22 protein-coding genes and 1 pseudogene are annotated in these 21,153 nt (G+C 44.2%); 11 read left to right on the top strand and 12 right to left on the bottom strand.

Annotated features, from left to right (window positions below; all coding sequences use genetic code 11):
- Positions 1-109 (top strand): annotated as a pseudogene (locus FTU82_RS05780) (IS701 family transposase); the annotation flags it as partial.
- On the opposite strand, the gene FTU82_RS05785 reads toward FTU82_RS05780, so the two are convergent.
- The 4 genes from FTU82_RS05785 to FTU82_RS05800 all read right to left on the bottom strand — a co-directional run bounded on the left by FTU82_RS05785 (position 86) and on the right by FTU82_RS05800 (position 3,542).
- Positions 86-559, bottom strand: a complete 474-nt coding sequence (locus tag FTU82_RS05785; protein WP_257221917.1) for a hypothetical protein — start codon at positions 557-559, stop codon at positions 86-88. The pseudogene FTU82_RS05780 and the gene FTU82_RS05785 sit on opposite strands and share 24 nt — an antisense overlap.
- Before the next feature lie 153 nt (positions 560-712).
- Positions 713-1,645: an FAD-binding protein gene (locus FTU82_RS05790; RefSeq protein ID WP_005169982.1), complete on the bottom strand. Its 933-nt coding sequence runs from the start codon at positions 1,643-1,645 to the stop codon at positions 713-715.
- Between the two features lie 18 nt (positions 1,646-1,663).
- Complete coding sequence (locus FTU82_RS05795; protein WP_005097655.1) at positions 1,664-2,416, bottom strand: electron transfer flavoprotein subunit beta/FixA family protein; 753 nt, start codon at positions 2,414-2,416, stop codon at positions 1,664-1,666.
- 520 nt (positions 2,417-2,936) lie between these two features.
- Positions 2,937-3,542: a LysE family translocator gene (locus FTU82_RS05800; RefSeq protein ID WP_100329074.1), complete on the bottom strand. Its 606-nt coding sequence runs from the start codon at positions 3,540-3,542 to the stop codon at positions 2,937-2,939.
- A gap of 112 nt (positions 3,543-3,654) precedes the next feature.
- Here FTU82_RS05800 and FTU82_RS05805 point away from each other — a divergent pair, with 112 nt between their 5' ends.
- Positions 3,655-4,149 (top strand): Lrp/AsnC family transcriptional regulator, encoded by a 495-nt coding sequence (locus tag FTU82_RS05805; protein ID WP_005265834.1) that lies wholly within the window; start codon positions 3,655-3,657, stop codon positions 4,147-4,149.
- Between the two features lie 186 nt (positions 4,150-4,335).
- On the opposite strand, the gene FTU82_RS05810 is transcribed toward FTU82_RS05805, so the two are convergent.
- From FTU82_RS05810 to FTU82_RS05840, 7 genes are all read right to left on the bottom strand, one after another.
- Positions 4,336-4,719 carry a hypothetical protein gene (locus tag FTU82_RS05810; protein ID WP_034608955.1) on the bottom strand — a complete coding sequence of 128 codons (384 nt, stop codon included), beginning with the start codon at positions 4,717-4,719 and terminating at the stop codon, positions 4,336-4,338.
- A gap of 231 nt (positions 4,720-4,950) precedes the next feature.
- On the bottom strand, positions 4,951-5,886 hold the full coding sequence (xerA, locus tag FTU82_RS05815; protein WP_180101126.1) for a site-specific tyrosine recombinase/integron integrase: 936 nt from the start codon (positions 5,884-5,886) through the stop codon (positions 4,951-4,953).
- Positions 5,887-6,492 (bottom strand): alpha/beta fold hydrolase, encoded by a 606-nt coding sequence (locus FTU82_RS05820; protein ID WP_257221918.1) that lies wholly within the window; start codon positions 6,490-6,492, stop codon positions 5,887-5,889. It abuts the gene before it with no gap.
- Between the two features lie 93 nt (positions 6,493-6,585).
- Complete coding sequence (gene dapF / locus FTU82_RS05825; RefSeq protein ID WP_100534855.1) at positions 6,586-7,431, bottom strand: diaminopimelate epimerase; 846 nt, start codon at positions 7,429-7,431, stop codon at positions 6,586-6,588.
- 13 nt (positions 7,432-7,444) lie between these two features.
- Positions 7,445-8,689, bottom strand: a complete 1,245-nt coding sequence (gene lysA, locus FTU82_RS05830; RefSeq protein WP_074383381.1) for a diaminopimelate decarboxylase — start codon at positions 8,687-8,689, stop codon at positions 7,445-7,447.
- 24 nt (positions 8,690-8,713) lie between these two features.
- Positions 8,714-8,947 (bottom strand): lipoprotein, encoded by a 234-nt coding sequence (locus tag FTU82_RS05835; protein ID WP_005169961.1) that lies wholly within the window; start codon positions 8,945-8,947, stop codon positions 8,714-8,716.
- A gap of 133 nt (positions 8,948-9,080) precedes the next feature.
- Positions 9,081-10,484 carry an amino acid permease gene (locus FTU82_RS05840; protein ID WP_005097664.1) on the bottom strand — a complete coding sequence of 468 codons (1,404 nt, stop codon included), beginning with the start codon at positions 10,482-10,484 and terminating at the stop codon, positions 9,081-9,083.
- Between the two features lie 320 nt (positions 10,485-10,804).
- On the opposite strand from FTU82_RS05840, the gene FTU82_RS05845 reads away from it, so the two are divergent.
- Complete coding sequence (locus tag FTU82_RS05845) at positions 10,805-12,151, top strand: sodium:alanine symporter family protein (RefSeq protein ID WP_005097666.1); 1,347 nt, start codon at positions 10,805-10,807, stop codon at positions 12,149-12,151.
- A 100-nt stretch (positions 12,152-12,251) separates the two neighbouring features.
- On the opposite strand, the gene FTU82_RS05850 is transcribed toward FTU82_RS05845, so the two are convergent.
- A complete protein-coding gene (locus FTU82_RS05850) occupies positions 12,252-12,656 on the bottom strand; it encodes a hypothetical protein (RefSeq protein ID WP_005169959.1) in 405 nt (134 codons plus the stop codon).
- Between the two features lie 174 nt (positions 12,657-12,830).
- Here FTU82_RS05850 and radA point away from each other — a divergent pair, with 174 nt between their 5' ends.
- The 8 genes from radA (at position 12,831) to ahcY (ending at position 21,126) form a co-directional block, all read left to right on the top strand.
- Entirely contained in the window at positions 12,831-14,222 is a 1,392-nt protein-coding gene (gene radA, locus FTU82_RS05855; protein ID WP_180000976.1) for a DNA repair protein RadA, read from the top strand.
- Positions 14,223-14,340: 118 nt separating this feature from the next.
- Entirely contained in the window at positions 14,341-15,345 is a 1,005-nt protein-coding gene (locus FTU82_RS05860; protein ID WP_005169956.1) for a Tim44 domain-containing protein, read from the top strand.
- Positions 15,346-15,553: 208 nt separating this feature from the next.
- Complete coding sequence (locus FTU82_RS05865; RefSeq protein WP_180000975.1) at positions 15,554-15,910, top strand: hypothetical protein; 357 nt, start codon at positions 15,554-15,556, stop codon at positions 15,908-15,910.
- A 1-nt stretch (position 15,911) separates the two neighbouring features.
- Positions 15,912-17,633, top strand: a complete 1,722-nt coding sequence (locus FTU82_RS05870) for a PepSY domain-containing protein (protein ID WP_180000974.1) — start codon at positions 15,912-15,914, stop codon at positions 17,631-17,633.
- Complete coding sequence (locus FTU82_RS05875) at positions 17,630-17,968, top strand: DUF3325 domain-containing protein (RefSeq protein ID WP_100329080.1); 339 nt, start codon at positions 17,630-17,632, stop codon at positions 17,966-17,968. Before FTU82_RS05870 ends, FTU82_RS05875 begins: the two co-directional genes overlap by 4 nt.
- Positions 17,969-18,066: 98 nt before the next feature.
- The gene (locus FTU82_RS05880) at positions 18,067-18,585 is read left to right on the top strand and encodes a tetratricopeptide repeat protein (RefSeq protein WP_180000973.1); all 519 of its coding nucleotides are present in this window, start codon (positions 18,067-18,069) and stop codon (positions 18,583-18,585) included.
- A gap of 109 nt (positions 18,586-18,694) precedes the next feature.
- The gene (locus FTU82_RS05885; RefSeq protein WP_159138231.1) at positions 18,695-19,552 is read left to right on the top strand and encodes a DUF4062 domain-containing protein; all 858 of its coding nucleotides are present in this window, start codon (positions 18,695-18,697) and stop codon (positions 19,550-19,552) included.
- A 191-nt stretch (positions 19,553-19,743) separates the two neighbouring features.
- Complete coding sequence (gene ahcY, locus FTU82_RS05890) at positions 19,744-21,126, top strand: adenosylhomocysteinase (protein ID WP_180000972.1); 1,383 nt, start codon at positions 19,744-19,746, stop codon at positions 21,124-21,126.
- Positions 21,127-21,153 lie beyond the last annotated feature (27 nt).

The following is a 21,153-nucleotide window of genomic DNA, read 5'->3' on the forward strand; positions in this document are numbered from 1 at the left end:
AAATGTATATCGTTGGCAGAAGAAATTATTTAGACCAGTTATCAAAAACTTCATTGATGACTTTATTCTCGATAAAAATCATCTGCTACCACAGAGAATCTATAAATAATAGTGCGTAAGTCCTAGAATCTTTCATGCTGCGTATGGTGTTTACCAATTTTTTCGCCAGTACCAGAAAGACAAAAATAATGCCGAGCAATAAAATAAAGCCCAGCAGCTTGTCCATGAGCGGAATTTCAGCACTGCGATAGAAATTGGTTTTAATAAAGCTGTCGTCAAACAGTCGCTTATGAAAGTCCATTTCCCTGAAGCCCAGCAATATCGCAGCAGCAGCGGTAAATATCCGGGTATTCAGTTTAATTTCAGTATTTAGCAGACACAGCATGGCCAGCAAGTACCATAGCCAAGGACTAAGCACTTCAAAAGCGCCCGACTCACTGAATAAATACTGGGTTACTGACAGCGGTGCATTCAACGCAGTATGCACACAAATACTCACATAGAGCGCAATCAGCAGGAAACTAATAAACAGGATATGAGCGGTTCTGGAAAAGGACATGATCAAAACAGGAGAAAAAGCAAAGCAGGATTTTATCACTTTTCATCCAAATCACATACTCTAGTTTCGACTGCCGAGTATCTTTAAAAATTTTCCAATAAAAAACGCCTCTTGGTACAGAGACTAAGAGGCGTTTTAAACTGTATTCAGGAATTAGATTTTAGAAACCAATTCAGGAATAACAGTGTTCAAGTCACCAACTAACCAGTAGTCAGCCACTGCATTGATTGGCGCTTCTTCATCTTTGTTGATCGCAACGATCACTTTAGATTCTTTCATACCGGCCAAATGCTGAATTGCACCAGAAATACCGACAGCGATGTACAGGTCAGGTGCAACGATTTTACCGGTTTGACCAACCTGCATATCGTTAGGAACGAAGCCAGCATCTACTGCAGCACGTGATGCACCTTGTGCAGCACCAAGCTTGTCCGCCAATGGATCAAGGATCGCGTGATAGTTCTCACCAGAACCCACACCACGACCACCAGACACCACGATGCGAGCAGCTGTTAATTCAGGACGCTCAGACTTTACGATTTCTTCGTTGATAAACTTAGAAATGCCTGCATCGCCAGCAACAGTCGCAGCTTCTACAGAGGCAGAACCGCCTTCAGCAGCAACAGCATCAAATGCTGTACCACGAACAGTTGCCAGTACGACATTTTCGCCTGACTCTACAGTTGCAATCGCGTTGCCTGCATAGATCGGACGCTTGAATGTTTTAGGACCATCGACTGCGATGATGTCCGTAATCATGCTCACATCAAGAAGCGCAGCTGCACGTGGTAAAATGTTTTTACCAGTGGTAGTCGAAGCAGCAAGAATATGGCTATAACCTTTACCTAATTCAGCAACCAGTTTCGCTACGTTTTCAGCCAGCTGGTTTGCATAAGCAGCATCATCAGCAAGTACGACTTTGCTTACACCCGTAACTTTCGCTGCTTGATCAGCAACTGCTTGAGCGCCAGAACCAGCAACCAATACAGTGATATCACCACCGATTTTTTGCGCCGCAGCAACAACGTTTAAAGTAGCAGCGTTTAATGCTTTGTTGTCGTGCTCAGCGATAACTAAAATACTCATGATTTTTATCCTTCTGTATTAGATCACTTTCGCTTCGTTTTTCAATTTTTCTACAAGCTCGTCTACAGACTTCACTTGTACGCCAGCTTTACGCTCTGCAGGTGATTCAACTTTTACTGTTTTCAGTTTAGTTGTGGTCGTTACACCAAAATCTGCAGGCGACTTGTTATCAAGCGGTTTTTTACGCGCTTTCATGATGTTTGGAAGCGCTGCATAACGTGGCTCGTTCAAACGCAAGTCAGTGGTAATAATGGCTGGAAGTGCAAGTTCAACAGTTTGTAAACCACCGTCTACTTCACGTGTTACTTGTACTTTGTCGCCATCTACTTTCACTTCAGAAGCAAATGTACCTTGGCCCGCACCCATTAGAGCGCCAAGCATCTGACCAACCTGATTAGAGTCGTCATCAATGGCTTGCTTACCTAGAAGGATTAATTGTGGTTGTTCAGCTTCAACAACACCTTTCAGGATTTTAGCAATTTCTAGCGCACCGAGCTGGCTGTCATCAGCTTCAACCAGAATACCGCGGTCAGCACCAAGCGCCATTGCAGAACGGATCTGTTCTTGCGCTTCTTTAGGACCAATAGAAACAACAATGATTTCTGAAACAGTTCCTTTTTCTTTTAAACGAACCGCTTCTTCCACTGCGATTTCACAGAATGGGTTAATTGACATTTTAACGTTGGTTAAGTCAACACCACTGTTGTCCGGTTTAACACGAACTTTAACGTTGGCATCAACCACACGTTTTACAGCAACAAGAGCCTTCATGTAATCCTCGGCTGTTTTAGCAAATGTAAATGTTGAGAAAAGTTAGTGTAACTCTTCACTTAAATTTTTTTAGGTGCCCTATCTTGCAATGTGTACGGCATTTCGGTCAAGTCACAATTCAACAAAGAGCTGTAAAAATGCGTAAATTTACCTGAACGATGCGTTCACAATTAATTGTTATCCATTTATTACAATGAAATGTATAAACATTTACTTAAAATTTAAGCATTGATTTATATTATTTTTTTATTTGATTAGTCACATCAATAGTTCTGATTGAAAAGCTGTACGCAAAATAAAATGAAAGTAGTTGGCAGCAAAACTGGCAGGATGAACCCACAATCATATTTGTCATTTTAGACAGAAATCTTCTTTGAAACGGATTTGGCCCACTAAAAAGACCAATTGACTGAATAAGCAACCCGCTCACTTATAGATACGCCAGGAAAGTCATCTCTTTTTCAAATGCTTTTAACCATAAAAAAGCATACTGTGAAAAGTATGCTTTTTTGAATCGGGCTTAATTGATGATGAGCCAGCTTGCTGCAAGCGCCAATAAACCACCAGAAGTTCCATCTACCCATTTTTGTTTACGTTCATCAATCTGGGTTTTCTGGCTGATTTTGCTGAACAAAATACTTAAGCCACAATACACCACAAAAATCAGACCAATAAAAATAAAGGACAGAATCAAACCTTGACTGACAGTATTGGCCGATTTATCAATAAACTGCGGCAAAATCGCAAAATAAATCAGCATGCCTTTCGGGTTTAATAACGCAGTAAAAAAACCTTTTTGAATCGGATTAGCTGATGTCTTTTTCTCAATGTTCAGCACACTTTTACTGAATACTGACTTGAACAGGCCAAAGGCCAGATACAGCAGATAAGCAATTCCGAGCCAGCGAATCGTTTCAAACAGCACCGGAAAGGACACAATAATCGCGGCAATTCCGAGTGCGACCAGAATCGAATGTACCAGATAACCACAACACACACCGACAGTCGCCATCATGCCTGCTTTTGCATCTTTACCCATTACTTGAGACAGGATAAATAACATATCGGGTCCAGGCGTAAAAATCAGGGGAAGCACGGTCAGTGCAAAGAGTACAAATACAGACATTTCCTTTTCCTTTCAAACTCCAGAAAGTGAAACAAGTATCTGCGATTTTTTACAAAATTGGCTTTCAATTTATTTTATAATAAGTCTTATTTTTCGAATATTATTCTAATTTATGAAAATATCCACCAAGTCTGTGCGGGTAAAACTTGATCGAATTGATAAAAATATCATTCGACATTTACAAGCCAATGGCCGTATTCAAAATAATGATCTGGCGCGGGAAATTGGACTTTCACCTTCCTCCTGTTTGCGGCGGGTCAAATTACTGGAAGATGCGGGTGTGATTCAGAATTACACCACCATTGTCGATCAACAGAAAATTGGCTTTCAGCTGATTTTGTTTTCACGGATTTGGCTGGTCGGTCAAGATGCTGAAACCATTGACACCTTTATTGAGGCCATGAAAGAACTGCCTCAAGTGATGGAGTGCTATATCATTTTGGGGGAAAGTGATGCCTTGCTGAAAGTCGTGGTGCCTGATCTAGAAAGTTACCGTAAATTCCAGTCGACACATCTGACTAAAAAAAATGGTATTACCAGTGTTAAAACCGATTTACCGAGTCAGATTATTAAACAGAGTTTCCAATTGCCTTTAGAGGATTTATAAACGAATGGATTAAGAGTGACGATGGCGTATTTTTAATTCCAGCGCTAAATAATCATAGCCAGCTTAAATCACCCGCTATGTTGCAGATAGATAGATCGCAAGTTTGACGATAAGAAAAATATCAGGTTGCCTTGTTTAAAGACAACCTTTTTCTTGAGTAAAGCCGAGATACTAGGGAGTTTAAGTTTAGGCAGTTACCTGTGCTAAAAAATCACGATGAATATGGCTTAAATCCACCAATTCATAGTCTGATAATTCAAAAACTGTCCAAATCGCAATCGCATCTTCTTTTAAATCGACCGCTTGGGTGGCACGATTCGACACTTGCCACTGTAAATCAGAAATCCATAAATAGTATTGTCCTGTCATTGCATTAAATGCCTGAACTTTACCATCAGCATTAATCCCTTGAATGATGGCACCTTCAGGTAAAGTCGCTGCAAGACTCGGTAAGCTAATGTCCACAAAATGCTTGATTTGTCGCAAACCATAACCGGCAAACATTTCTTTTTGAGCTGCGCTTAACTGTGCATATTTTTGTTCTATATCTGCAATCACTATTGTGTCCATATCAATTCCCATCCGCCAAATGCTGAGACTTTGCTCAGTCATACTTCATTTTAAATATTAATTACTCGTTCTTGTTATACCTGAAATGACGCATTTAACGAATAAGACAATAGTGAAATGCCCCAACAGAACGCCAGTTTTCAGTTCAATTCCATTTTAAAATTTAAATATGAAAGTTTTATGCCAAAAATATATATTCATGATTTTTACTTTCTACCACTTGGCGCATGATCAATCCTTTTTATGCTGTGCACGCGGATGCGCCTGATCATAAATTTGTGCCAGATGATCAAAATCGACATGGGTATAAATCTGGGTGGTGCTTAAATTACTGTGGCCCAGCATTTCCTGAACCGCACGTAAGTCGCGGCTATTCGACAGCATATGACTGGCAAAGCAGTGACGTAACAAATGCGGATGTAAATCCAAATTGACGCCTGCGCGCTGCGCCTGAAACTTGACCCGATTTTCAATTTGGCGTGCACCCAGTGGATTGCCCTTCTGGGTAATAAATACATTCGCCTCTGGCACAAAATCGCCATTCCAGCGTGGATAAAGCTGTAACCAGACCATAACACTCTCTTTGGCCTTGGAGCCAAAAGGCACGATCCGGGTTTTATTGCCCTTACCGGTAATACGTAGCAACTGCCGGTTGAAGTCGATATCTTTGATTCTGAGGTTTTGTAATTCGGCCAGACGCAACCCACTGGAATACAGCAACTCCAGAATCGCTTTGTCCCGGAGCCACATTTGCTGCTGGATTTCATTTTCAGGCGCAGGCTGATCGATAATCTGATTCACGGTTTCAATATCCACCATGCCCGGCAAAGGACGCGATTGGCGCTTTAACTGAAAATCATCCGCCGGGTTAAAAGCGAGATGCTGGGCCTGCTCTGCCCATTTCATAAACTGGCGAATGGACGACAGCATGCGCTGAAGACTGCTGGGACTCAGCTGATGCTGTTCGACTTTTTCAGCCAGAAACTGGCGCAGGTCTGTGGCTTCTACATCATTTAAATTGAGCTGCTCACGCTGGCAAAACTCTAAAAAATCCGAGACATCACGAGCATAGGCCTGCAAGGTATGTTTAGACTGGTTCTGGATTTCACGTTCTTTCAGCCACATATTGAGTAAAAGTTGAGGAGGCACAGTCACTGCATGCTCCATTTAAAATTGCTCCAGATAATCTTGAATCAGTGCTGCCACCTGATCTGCATGAGTGTGGGCAAAGAAATGATTTCCGCCTTGGATGATATGCAGTTTTGCATGTTTAAATATTTTTTCTAAGTATTGTCCTACTTGAATCGTGCTTAGAGGATCATGATCTGCCCAAATTAGCAAAATGGGAATTTCAAGACCGGCGAGCTGATCAGGATTAAATTCAGTGTGATCTTGTACAAACCAGTTCGGTACTGCTTTAAACTGTTCACGATAATCTGTTCGCCAGTCGGCACAGTGAAATCTCTTCAAATTTAAACCGCCTGATGTCGCCAACAATACCAGCCCTTTGACTTTTTGCGGATGCTTAAGCGCCAACCCAACTGCCAGTACACCACCCATCGACTGGGCAATCAGAATGGAGTCATCCTGAATCTGCCTATTTACTAGTTCTTGCAAATCATACAGGTTTTGAATGGCTACATTTGGCGCTACCCCATCAAATCCTAGATAGGCAATGACCTGCTGATCTGGATATTCGGTTAATGCTGCCCTTAACGGCTGCCAAAAACCTTGGCTGCCAGATGCACCCGGTAAAAATACAAGCTGATTCATGAAGGCATAATCATGCATATTAAATTTCAGTTTCATCCTAACATAAAAAAAGCACCGTTCTGAGCACGGTGCTTTTTTAAAACTTAATGCCGATTAACCCTGAAAATAACGCAAATCCAGACGCCCTTCATACACGGTCGCCGTTGGTCCGGTCATCCAGACCACATCACCTTCTTTCCACTCGATCTGCAACTTGCCACCTGCCAGCTCGATTTCAACCTTGCTCGACAGCAGACCACGGCGCATCCCGGAAATGGCTGCGGCACAGGCACCTGTACCACAGGCCAGAGTCTCGCCGACACCACGTTCATATACACGCAAACGCGCATGTTTTTCATCAATGATCTGCATAAAGCCAGCATTGACCCGTGCCGGGAAACGCGCATGCGCTTCAACTTGTGGGCCAATACGTGCCACATCGGCAGCAATCACATCCGGTACAATCGTCACCGCATGTGGATTACCCATATTCACCACATCAATGCTCAGCTTTTCACCGCTAGCAAGCTCAATGTCATACAGGCTTTCCGGTGCATCGGCCAAAAATGGAATGTCCTGTGGCAGGAATTTCGGATAGCCCATATTGACCCGCACCCAGCCATTGGCACCCAATTCCGGTTCAACAATACCAGACTTCGTCTGTACCTTGATTTTGGTTTTGCTGGTCAGCTGACGGTCATGTACAAACTTGGCAAAACAGCGCACGCCATTGCCACATTGTTCTACTTCCGAACCATCGGCATTAAAAATCCGGTATTTAAAATCTGCACTCGGTACGTCTGGTGGTTCAACCACCAGCAGCTGATCAAAACCAATACCAAAATTACGATTGGCCAAGCGCTGAATGGTGACCGGATCCAAATAAGCGCGCTGGCTGATCAGATCAACCACCATAAAGTCATTGCCCAGACCATGCATCTTGGTAAATTCTAATAACATCTCGATTTAGTCCTTAAGGCAATAAACGCTCACGTTCCCAGAGTGATTCAATCGTCTCACGTTCACGAATCAAATGTGCCTGATCTGCATCAACCATCACTTCAGCCGCACGGCCACGGCTGTTGTAGTTTGAGCTCATCACAAAACCGTAGGCACCTGCGCCCAAGACTGCCAGTACATCATTTTCTTTGATTGCCAATTCACGCTCTTTACCGAGGAAATCACCGGTTTCACAGATTGCACCTACCACATCCCATTCTTTAGTTTCAGCATCAGTACGCGGCCTAACAGGTTGAATGTCCATCCATGCTTCATATAAAGCCGGGCGAATCAGGTCGTTCATCGCGGCATCAATAATCGCGAAATTACGGTGATTGGTCGGTTTGAGCAGATCGACTTTGGTCAGCAATACACCCGCATTGGCAGAAATACTACGCCCCGGCTCCATATACACTTTCAGGCCCAATTTTTCTAAAGCTGGACGCAGCGCATTGGCATATTCTTCAACCGATGGCGGGGTTTCATCTTTATAAGTCACACCCAAACCACCACCAATATCGATGTGTTTGAGGTGGATACCCATTTCTTTGAGCTGGTCAATCATGACAATGACACGATCCAGCGCATCAACAAAAGGCTGGGTTTCGGTGAGCTGTGAACCGATATGACAGTCAATCCCGACCACATCCAGATTGGCCAGTGACGCCGCATATTGATAGGTTGCAAATACGCTATCAGATGGAATACCGAATTTATTTTCTTTTAGACCGGTTGAAATATAAGGATGGGTTTTGGCATCGACGTCCGGATTCACGCGCAATGAAATCGGCGCTTTAACATTTAATTCAGCCGCAACCTTTTGAATACGATCCAGCTCGGCATGAGATTCCACATTAAAGCAGGCAATGCCCACTTCTAAGGCTTTTTTAATATCTGCTTCAGTTTTACCCAGACCCGAAAATACAATTTTTGCGGCATCACCACCGGCTTTTAGCACACGTGCCAATTCACCACCGGTCACAATATCAAAACCGGCCCCCTGTTTGGCCAATACATTCAATACCGCAAGATTGGAGTTGGACTTTACCGCGAAACAGATTTGATGATCGATAAAGTTAAAAGCACGGTCCATATCTAAAAAATGCTTTTCCAAGGTGGCTTTGGAATAAACATAGAGAGGTGTGCCAAATTGCTCTGCGAGCTGTTGTAATGAACATTGCTCAGCGTGCAATACCCCATTAATGCGGGTGAAACTCATGAAGGTATCCTTTCTTTGAAAGCGTTAAGGTGTAGTCGTTGAATCTGATGCTTCAGGCGCAGCAAACTGTTGTTGCACAGGGGCATCTCGTTTTTCATCGGAGGCTTTGGATTCAGCTTCGGTATTTTTATATAACAAATACTTGGCACGCTTGTCGTAATCTGGATCATTCGGCAAGTGCAACGCACCTGACTGCCCACAAGCTGCAAGAACAAGACTTGTCGCCAAGATACTGATGTAGCAAATGACTTGATGCATCTGACCACCTAATTGAATAGTGTTTCGATGAAGTATAACGCGATGATCACCATGACCAAAGCGCTAAAGCCTAGAGATTATCTTTAGCGATAAAAAAACGCCAGCAGATCGCTGACGTTTTTATTGATAAGGTTTATTTATGTTTCTGTTTATAGAAACCGAAATAGCCAATAACCAGAAGGATAAACCAGATCGGGCTGACCATCAGTGCTTGACGGGTATCGTCTTCCAGCGCCAACACCACGATCATGCTCAGGAAGAATACGATCACAATCCAGCAGGTCACCAGACCGCCCGGCAACTTAAAGGTCGATTTGGCATGCAATTCTGGACGTGTTTTGTAGTACACGATATAGCTCCAGATAATGATGATCCAGACACAGATAAACAGAATCGTGGATAAAGTCGTTGCTAAAGTGAAAGCGCGGACGGTATCTGGAACGAAATACTGTAGTGCTGCACCCAGCAACAAACATACCGCAGAGAAATACAAGGCATTTGCCGGAACTGCACGACGGTTTAAGCGACCAAAGGCAAGTGGTGCCTGCTCTTCACGCGACAGACCGAACAGCATACGACTGGTCGAGAATACCCCACTGTTCATCGATGACATCACCGAGGACAACACTACCAGGTTCATGATGATCGCAGCTGCGGCAATACCAGCCTGACTAAACAGGTTCACAAAGGGCGAGATATTTGGATCAATCTGATTCCATGGCGTTACCGACATCACAATCAAAAGTGCCAGTACATAGAAAATAATGATACGGATCGGAATCGAGTTCACTGCTTTCGGCAGGTTCTTTTCCGGATCTTTGGTTTCAGCTGCGGTCGTACCCACCAGCTCTACACCCACGAAGGCAAAAATCGCAATCTGGAACCCGGCCAGGAAGCCCATCGCTCCAGTCGGGAAGATACCGCCATGTGACCAGATATGACTAAATGACGCAACTGTGCCGGCATCCGAGGTAAACCCGGTAAAGACCATCCACAGGCCAACGGCAATCAGCACCACAATCGCGATAATCTTGACCAGAGCAAACCAGAATTCCATTTCACCAAACAGTTTGACCGTGACCAGGTTCAAACCCATGATAAACACAATCGCGGCAACGCTGATCATCACTCCTTCTTCAGGACTAAAGGGCAAGCCATTATTGAAGAATTGCAGGTAATAAATAATCGCGGATAGATCTGCGATCCCGATAGTGATCCAGCACAGCCAGTAGGTCCAGCCAACAAAGTATCCGGCCCAAGGCCCGATCAGATCCGTGGCAAAATCAATGAATGATTTATATTGCAAATTCGAGAGCAACAACTCACCGAGTGCACGCATTACCAGAAATACCATAAAACCGATGATCATATAGATCACCAGAATAGAAGGGCCTGCGAGACTGATGGTCTTGCCCGAACCCATAAACAGGCCGGTTCCGATGGCGCCACCAATGGCAATAAGCTGTAGATGCCGATTGGATAAACTTCGCTGTAACTCACCGTGCTCTGCCGATGAACTGTTATATTTTTCTGACATTATTGATTTCAACTTCGAGTTTTACTCGCGACAAATTAACGTAAAAAAGGCTGAATACAAAAAGAAAAATCACATCATTTGTATTTTCTGCCTAAACTGTAAAGTTCATTTATTTTTCTTATATCTCACTCGCACCAGCTTAACGCTTATTTTTTCGACGCCCGAGATTCAAGAAACTTCTTGTCAAAGCAGCAAAACCATGTAAAAACTAGAACACAATTCCGCCATTTTAAGTATTCAGGATGAATACCGATGGCACAATAATTGCTTTTTAATCAATATCTCGAATTACATAGACATGGATCAATAAGAAGAATTTTATGCAAAATTTACAAAGTTTAATGGAGACTTTAAGCGGCTGGGTCTGGGGCCCTTATATGCTGGTACTGATTGTCGGCACCGGGATATTCCTCACTTTCCGCTTATTGTTCTGGCAATTCCGTATGCTGCCACTGGCCTTCAAACAGGTTTTTGGCAAGCATCCCGAGCACTCAGGTGATATTTCCCAGTTCGCTTCACTGATGACCGCACTGTCTGCCACGATTGGTACCGGTAATATTGCCGGCGTAGCCACCGCCTGTGTGCTGGGTGGTCCGGGTGCGGTGTTCTGGATGTGGATGACTGCCCTGTTTGGTATGGCGACTAAATACGGCGAAGGTGTCCTTGCAGTCAAATACCGAATTAAAAATGAAAAAGGTGAAATGTCGGGTGGTCCGATGTACTACATCGAACGTGGCCTGAAATGGAAATGGCTGGCGCTGATTTTTGCCTTGTTCGGGACACTGGCCTCTTTTGGGATCGGCAGTTCAGTGCAGTCCAATACTGTTGCACTGGCAGTTGAAAACAGTTTGGGGATCGAAACCTGGATGACCGGTATTATCATTACTGCCTTTTCAGCACTGGTGATTCTGGGCGGGATTAAATCGATTTCCAAGGCATCTTCGGTGATTGTTCCAATCATGGCGGTAGGCTATGTGGCTGGTGGTCTGGTCATTATTCTCAACAATTTAGAACTGGTAGCGCCTGCACTAAAAATGATCTTCACCTATGCTTTTACCGGTGAAGCTGCAGTAGGCGGTGCGATTGGTGCGGCGATTCGTTATGGTGTAGCACGTGGGGTATTCTCGAATGAAGCCGGCATGGGCTCTGCGCCGATTGCAGCCGCAGCAGCAAAAACCGACCATCCTGCCCGTCAGGGTCTGGTCTCTATGACCGGTACTTTTATTGATACCATTATTGTGTGTTCGATTACTGGTATTGTTCTGGTCATGGGCTACATCATGGCCGGTAATTCATTTGGTGATCAGACCGGTGCAGTACTGACGATTGGCGTGTTCGACAAACTCCTGCCCGGTGTCGGTGGCTGGGTGGTCACCTTCGGAATTATTTTCTTTGCTTATTCCACGATTTTAGGCTGGAGCTACTACGGCGAAAAATGTGCCACTTACTTGCTCGGCGAAAAGTTCGTTCTACCCTATCGTATTATTTATATTGCATCGGTTTTTGTCGGCTGTATCGCGACACTGGATCTGGTCTGGTTATTTGCCGATACCTTTAATGGTCTGATGGCGGTTCCCAACCTGATTGCATTGCTGTTATTGTCTGGCGTGATTGCCAAGGAATCGAAAGACTTCATCGCAAGGCGTAAATCTGGTGAACTTTATTAACCGCCTTATTGCTTAAATCCCGAACCAAGAGAATAAAAAGCCACATCAATTGTGGCTTTTTATTATTAATTATTCGAAATCCAAATCCAATATTCATGTTCTATGAGCGTAAACCGCCCCATTCTGGTAATTTGCCGTCAGATTCGAGTTCAAGTGCCAGTCCTAAAGATAAAACAAAAAACTGAATGCCTTCAATTTTCATATTGCCCTGATCATCTTCCAAGTACTCGCTCAGTTTTTGATAAGTTTTATGCTGCAGGTCAAAAGGTACATCCAGATATAGACTGCCCGAATACACGTCACTGCGGACTGTGGGCTCAATGCCCAAACACGGTATATAACGGATACCCTGTTGCTCTAACCAGCCGATAAACATTTGCCGAACCGAGTGAGCGTCCTGATCTGGGTATACATACTGTTCAAAATGCACAAACAGCACATCACGGTTTTTTTCACGTGCGATCGCATCAATATGTTTCAGCAATTGTGACAAGATCTGTTCCATTTCAGCATAACAAGACGGGCATTATAGACGGCGTTGATACACAACATCCGAATAAGCACAAATAAAAACGACAAGCCTTGTCGTAAAAACCATGATTTCTCAGGTGAAAGGCTTGGTTTTAGATCACATTCACCGCTATGCTGTCAGTCAATTTCAATCGCTTCATCTTAAAATATGGCTAAAGCAAAAAGTGTCTATCGTTGTGAACAATGTGGTGCAGATCATCCGAAATGGTCGGGACAATGTTCGGAATGTGGGGAATGGAACAGCCTGACTGAGGTCAGCATTGCACCTGCGGTTACACATCGGGCTCAGCCAAAAATCGCGGGTGGATATGCAGGTCAGGCATCCACAATCACCATCTTAAATCAGGTCTCAGTCTCTCATGAAACACGCTTACCGACCGGTATCAGTGAGTTTGACCGGGTTCTGGGTGGCGGACTGGTAACGGGTTCAGTGGTTCTGATCGGCGGTGATCCCGGCATTGGTAAATCAACCATTTTGCTGCAAACAGCCACGCATATGGCCTCTGTCAAAAATCCGGCCTTATATGTCACCGGCGAAGAATCCCTGTCTCAGGTCGCATTACGTGCCCAGCGTCTGGATCTGCCAACCGATCAGCTCAAGGTCATGGCAGAAACCTGTGTCGAACGCATTTGTGAAGTATTGGCCCAGCAACGTCCTGCCGTCGCAATTCTGGACTCAATTCAAACCCTGTATACCGAGACCTTACAATCGGCTCCAGGTGGAGTCTCGCAGATTCGTGAATCCGCTGCCCTGCTGACCCGTTTTGCCAAAAACAGCGGTACCTCTTTATTTCTGGTCGGTCATGTCACCAAAGAAGGCGCCTTGGCAGGCCCACGCGTACTTGAGCATATGGTCGATTGTGTACTCTATTTTGAAGGTCAGTCCGATTCACGTTACCGGATGATCCGTGCCGTCAAAAACCGTTTTGGCGCGGTGAATGAACTCGGGGTGTTTGGCATGACCGACAAAGGGCTGCGCGAAGTGTCCAATCCATCTGCAATATTTTTAAGCCGTTATGATGAAGCGATTCCGGGCTCGATTGTTATGATCAGTCGTGAAGGCACGCGTCCACTCCTGGTCGAAGTACAGGCTTTGGTCGATGATGCACATGGTCAGCCACGACGGGTCGCGCTGGGTCTGGACCAGAACCGCCTGAATATGCTCTTGGCCGTCATGCACCGGCATGGCGGTGTGCAAACCTCAGGTCAGGATGTGTATGTCAATATTGTTGGTGGTCTTAAAATTACGGAAACCGGCTCCGATCTGGCGGTACTTCTGGCCTGCGCTTCCAGTATTCGTGGCAAGGCCTTACCACAACAACTGGCTGTTTTTGGGGAAGTCGGGCTGTCTGGTGAAATTCGTCCCGTGCCAAATGGACAGGAGCGTCTGAAAGAAGCAATCAAGCATGGTTTTAAATACATTATTGTGCCGCGTGGCAATGCACCGCAAAAAACCATTGCAGGCGTGCAGATTATTGCTGTTGCCCGTTTGCATGAAGCCCTGAGTGAAGCCATGTCTTTAAGTGATGAGCTAAATTAAGCATCAGGCAGTGAATTTGCAGTAAAGCGCAAAAAAATACAGATTTTTGATTGAAATTCCACACAAAGCCTATATAAATAGACTGTACAAATAGGTTTTATTCTCATAGGAAAAATGAATGCAAGTTCGACAGCGCGGTTTGATTACAGGTATCTTGACAGCAGTATTATTGGTTGCGCCTTTTGCTGCTGAAGCAAAACGTGCCGGTGGCGGTAAAAGTCACGGTATGCAACGTTCTGCACAGCCTACCCAATCTTATCAACAACCTCGTCAAGCTGCGCCTGCTCAACAAGCGCCAGCTGCCGGTGCTGCAACCCAGCAAAAATCTGGCCCAGGTGTGGGTGGTATGGTTGCTGCCGGTGTAGCGGGTGCTGCGATTGGTGCCGTAGCTGCCAATGCATTGGCCGATGATCAAAGTGTGGCAGCGTCTGAAGCTCAGGCGGCTCCAGCAGAAGAGGAAAAAGGTGGTATTCCAGGCTGGATCTGGATCCTGCTTGCTGCTGCTGTTGCCTTCTTCATTTTCCGTAAGATGGGCGCAAAAAAAAAAGTAGCTTCTAATCCATTTGCACCAAATAGCGGTGCTGGTAATACAGCACCTTTTGGTCAAGCACCGACTGCACCTCGCGGTGGTGACAATAGCAATATCTTTGGTCAGAATGTTGGTGGTCAAACGCCAAGTACTAATGCACCGTTTGGTTCTGCGCCGGTAAATACGGCGCCTTTCGGCACGGCTTATACCCAAAGTGGTAGCCAGTTACCGGATGGTACTGAACCTGCCGCGTTCTTGCGTGTCGCACGTCAGCGTTTTAACCACATTCAGTCTATGAATACGGCAAGCAATATTTCGGAAATTCAGCGTTACCTAACTCCTGATCTTTATCAGTCAATGCGTAATGACATCATGAGCAATCAGGATCAGGATGTTGCCGAGTTTTCAAATCTGAATGCCATGGTGGTAGATTCATCGACTGACAATGGTCAGTATATTGTCAGCGTACGCTTTACCGGTACGGTAAGCGAAGACTTGAACAGCTTGCCACAACCGTTTGCAGAAATCTGGCATTTCACTAAACCAGCAGGTTCAAATCAGGACTGGGTGGTTGCAGGTATTCAGCAAGACTAATTCTGAACAGATAATATTTAGACAGCGGCTTTCGAGCCGCTGTTTTTATTTTTAAAGCTTATATTTTTTAATACCCCCCTTTTAGCCTGTCCAATAGTTCTTTTTATTTTTCATATAAATAGTTTGATGTTTCGTATTTAAAATATAAACAATAATTGTTATCATTCGCATCGAAATAGCTTAACAAGTTTAATAGATAGAATTTTCGATGATGAGTAGTCCGAATATGCATGCAATAGCGACTGAAACAGTTACTGCACCGAGTCCATCGAGCAAAAATAAAGTTAAAGCAAATCTGCTGGTTTATCGTGGGATGATTTTATATCGTTTTCTTCTGGCTGGTGTCGGCGGTTATATGCTTGCCTCGCTGGCTGCCGTCGTGATTGCCCAGATATTTATGGATGCAGGAAGCAGTGCTGCCATGTCAGCCACCCTGATTGGTTTTAGCCTGAATACCGCAGCCTTTATTTGGGTATTTATGGTCAACAAAACTGTCAAGGCAACGCTCGGAATCGTAATTCCCAGTGTTTTGCTCTATATCGCATATAAATTCCTAGGAAATTAAGATGAGAGTAGATGCAAAACAGGAAGGGCCACGCCAGTCGATGTCATGGTTGCATACCTGGGCCAGTCTGATTTTAGGCTGGCTTTTATATGCGATTTTTTTAACTGGAACTTTAAGTTTTTTCCAGAATGAAATCAGCATCTGGATGAAACCGGAATTTCATCAGTCAGTCCCACAAAAGTCCCAAATCGAACAGACCCGTGTCGCATTGGCTTATCTGCAACAGCATCATCCGGATGCCGGCAGCTGGGCGATTCAGCTGCCTAACTCACGCCAGAATACCACCATACTGAATATTCGCGGTGCCGGTGAAGATCCGCGTGCCCGTCGTGGCGGTACCCGCCTAACCATTGACAGTGCAACCGGTGAAGTGCTGCAAGCCCGTGAAACACGCGGTGGTTCATTCTTATACCGTTTTCATTTTGAACTGTACGGACTGCCCCGAATCTGGGCGCGCTGGATTGTCGGCATTGCAACCTTGCTCATGCTGGTGGCGATTATCAGCGGTGTCATTACCCATAAGAAAATTTTTAAGGATTTCTTTACTTTCCGTCCTGGCAAAGGTCAGCGCTCCTGGCTGGATGCCCATAATGCAACGGCGGTATTTGCCCTGCCGTTCCATATCATGATTACCTTTAGCGGTTTGTTACTGCTGCTGTTTACCCTGATGCCTTGGGGTGTCAGCCAGATTTATGAAAATCGAGGCGCATTTCTGCAAGATCAACGTAAGAGCTTGATTCAGGACAATAGCGTTCAGGCTGAATCCGGTGATAGTGACCAGCGTCGACTGCGTGGCGAGGGAGAGAGTCGTAGTGAACGTGGTGATATGTCTGCACGGAGTGAAGCTCGCCGTTCGCGTGGTGATGCACCACCTGCACGCCCTGCGCCATTGGCAGACTTAGCGCCCATTCTTGCAGCAGCAGAAAAGCAATGGAAAAACAATCCGGTTGCTACAATTAACATCATCCAGCCAAATACCGCCAAAGCTGAAATTGAACTTCGTGCCTTAAATGGGGTCAGCGTAGCCTATCGCAATGTTTATCCGAGTCTGGCTTTCAATGGCGTGACGGGTGAATTAAAGCCGGATCAAACCACACTGAAAACACCTTCAGTTGCAAACGGTATTTATAACGTATTTACCACATTGCATGAAGCACGTGGCGTGGACTTGGCTCTACGCTGGTTATTGTTCATGTCTGGTGTGGTCGGCACATTCATGATTGCGACTGGTTTGATTCTGTGGTGTGTCAAACGCGCACCACAACAACAAAAGCAAGGCTATAAATCTTTTGGTTATCGTCTTGTGGAAGTGACTAATATCGCGGCAATTATCGGTTTACCGATTGCCTGTGCTGCCTACTTTTATGCCAACCGTTTTATTCCTGCAGACATGGACATGCGTTTGAACTGGGAAATTCGCAGCTTCTTTATCGCGTGGTTGCTGACCTTAGTTTATGCCATGATTCGTAGCAATCGTCAGGCCTGGCTAGAGCTGCTCCTGCTTGCAACAGCAGCATTTGCCCTACTCCCAATTGTAAACTTCCTGACCGGCGGTCAGGCAATCTGGAACAGCATCATGCATGGTCAGTGGATGATTGCTTCTTTTGATCTGGCGATGTGGGCGCTTGCAATCCTGTTCTGGTTTGCATTCAAGAAAGTAAAAAACCATAAAGGCTTGCCGCCTAAAAAATCCAAAGTGATGCTCAAGGAGAATCAGGCATGATGTTCTTCTTATTGATTTGGGCTTTGACTTCTCTCGGTTTATTTGCACTTGCCGCGTCGATGTCCAAACATCAGAAACAGATCTTTGCTAAAGAGCTAGATGCTTCCAAAACCAGAATGGCCAGCATTCTTGGCTGGGTGATATTAACGATTGCGCTCATCCTGTGCCTGTTCGCAGGTACAATCAGTAACATGATCAGTTATTGGCTGGGCAGTTTAACTTTTGCAGCATTGGTCGTTGGTTTAAGCCTGAGCTATCTGGAAAGTAAAATTAAAGTAATCGCCTCAATCTGTGTGGTAATCGCCGTGATTTCAGCAATCATTTGCTTGGTCTAAAATTCTAATTTACCCCCTCATACTTGAAAAGCTGATCTTCGGATTGGCTTTTTTAATTTAAACCTTTAGTCTACGCATAATATTTTTGAGATGTTGATATGACCCAGCGTGTTTCTCCCTCTGCTGCCCTGACCAATCTTGCCTTAGCAGGCAATGCTGAAGCGCAATTTGAATTGGCTGAACTGTATATGCAAAGCGAGCATGATGATGACATTATTCTGGCTGAAGAATGGGCATTGAAAGCTGCCAACGGCGGACTGGTTGATGCGATGTACTGGTTAGGTGAAGGTTATACCGTTTATGCCAAAGAACTGGCTGAAGAAGATCCAGAAGAATCTAAAGCTCACTTTGAGTTAGCCTATTACTGGCTAAGTAAGGCCAATATCGAGAAGCACCCTGCTGCGACTTTAGAGCTGGCCGGTTTTTACCGTCGCGGTGATGTGATTGAAGAAGATGTAGAAAAATCAATCTCTTTAGTTAAACAGGCTGCGGAATGGGGCGAAGTTCAAGCGATGCGCGATCTTGCATTTATTTATGCCAATGGTTTAGGCGTAGATGGCGATGAAGAACAGGCTGAGTTCTGGACTCAAAAAGCAGATGCTGCTGAAACTAAATAAGTAAGAAAAGCCCGTCAGATGATGGGCTTTTTATTATAAAAATAGTCTGGCTCAATTGAAAAAGCACCTATATATTAGTCATTAATATTAATAAAATTCTGATAACAATATGGCTTACCAAGCAACAGTATTAAACGTAATGATCGCTTCACCAAGCGATGTCGCAGAAGAAAGACGACTTGTTCGTGATGCAATCTATGAATGGAATGCAATTCATTCTAAGCAATTTAATGTAATGTTAAATCCTATCAGATGGGAAACTCATGTAGCACCTGAAATGGGTAATAGGCCTCAAGAAATTATCAATAAAAGTATTCTCAATGATGCCGACATTCTGATTGGAATATTTTGGACTCGATTAGGTACAGACACTGGGGAATACGCCAGCGGCACTGTAGAGGAAATTTCCAGACATATCGACTCTCAAAAACTGACTTCAATTTATATCTGTGATAAACCTATTCCCCCAAGTCAAATTACTGAACAATATCAAAAACTACAAATTCAAATCAGGGAGTGGAAGCCAAGTGGCGTACTAGAATTTTACAATGATTTATCTATTTTTAAGCAAAAAATTAAAGATCATTTATCTCTTCATATCCAGCAAAATACATACATTCAAAATATCTTAAATAATCTAAAAATCATTGATTTCAAAAACCCTAAACTCTTAAAACAAAAAAATGAATTAAGCGAGAGAATGATGCAACTTTTACTAAGTGCTGGTGAACGCGAAAGTGAAATTCAATTTTTACAAAATATTGATTCTACCCAACTGCATGCTGGCGATTTACATTTGAATTTAAATAGCCAAAGAGAAATTTCTCAATGGAAAACGGCTATCACTGATCTAAAGAAATCAGGATTTATTAATGATCTTGGCAACAATGGTAGGCTGTATGAATTAACTGGTTTAGGCTGGAATACTTTTGATCAACTAAAAGCTCAAAGCTTAGAAAACAATTAATATTATCTTTTTTCAACTTGGCTCATTCATAGAATCCAAGTACAATACTGCGCTAGTCGAGGGATGCTGCGACGTTTTACAGGCACTAAATGTAAAATCGCTAGGCTCGACCATCGGTCAGACATTCGTTCTGATCAACAACGGCATCCGCGAACAGAACGATCCAATCTATTTTTTCCTAGGAGATCCTGATGAACGCGGTTACTGCTTCATTTACAGATTACAAAGTTGCTGATATTTCACTTGCTGATTACGGCCGTAAAGAAATTAAACTTGCAGAAGCTGAAATGCCAGCCCTTATGGGTCTGCGTAAACGCTATGCTGCTGCTAAACCACTTGCAGGCGCGAAAATTCTCGGCTGTATCCACATGACCATTCAAACTGCTGTTCTTATTGAAACACTGGTTGAATTGGGCGCCGAAGTTCGCTGGACTTCATGTAACATCTTCTCTACTCAAGATCATGCTGCTGCTGCAATCGCGGCTGCGGGTATTCCTGTGTTTGCCTGGAAAGGCGAAACTGAAGAAGAATACATGTGGTGTCTTGAACAACAGATCAATGTCAATGGCAAACCTTGGGATGCCAACATGATTCTTGACGATGGCGGTGATTTAACGCTACTTGTTCATGAAAAATACCCAGAAGTGATTGCTAAAATCCACGGTGTCACTGAAGAAACAACGACAGGTGTTCAACGTCTGTATGAAATGCTTCGTGATAGCACTTTAAAAGTTCCTGCAATCAACGTAAACGATTCTGTTACTAAGTCTAAGAACGACAACAAATACGGTTGCCGCCACTCTCTAAATGATGCAATCAAACGCGGTACAGATATGCTTTTATCTGGCCGTCGTGCACTTGTAATCGGTTACGGTGACGTAGGTAAAGGTTCTGCGCAATCACTTCGTCAAGAAGGCATGATTGTACGCGTAACTGAAGTTGATCCAATCTGTGCGATGCAAGCATGCATGGACGGTTACGAAGTTGTTTCTCCATACAAAAATGGCGTGCAAACTGGTAAGAAAGAAGACGTGAATCTTGATCTTCTTCAAAACACTGACCTGATCGTGACTACAACGGGTAACTACCACGTGTGTGACTCGGCAATGCTTGATTCATTAAAAGCGGGCGCTGTGGTATGTAACATCGGTCACTTCGATACTGAAATTGATACAGCTTACCTACGTGGCTACAAGTGGGTTGAAGTGAAACCTCAAGTACACCAAGTGTATCGTTCAGAAAATGAAAATGATTACCTGATCCTTCTTTCTGAAGGTCGTTTGGTAAACCTTGGTAATGCGACTGGTCACCCATCACGTATTATGGATGGTTCATTTGCCAACCAGGTATTGGGTCAAATGCATTTATTCGCTGAGAAATTTGCTGATCTTCCAGAATCTGAAAAAGCTGCGCAAATTCGTGTAGAGCTTCTTCCTAAGAAATTAGACGAAGAAGTCGCTGCTGCAATGGTTGCAGGTTTTGGTGGTGTTCTGACTCAATTAACTCAAGAGCAAGCGGATTACTTAGGCGTTGCTGTTGAAGGTCCGTTTAAAGCGGATGCTTATAAATACTAATTAAACTCCACCCTCTCCCTAACCCTC

It is taken from the genome of Acinetobacter sp. YH12151, assembly GCF_013418355.1.
In the GTDB taxonomy this organism is placed as follows: domain Bacteria; phylum Pseudomonadota; class Gammaproteobacteria; order Pseudomonadales; family Moraxellaceae; genus Acinetobacter; species Acinetobacter pseudolwoffii.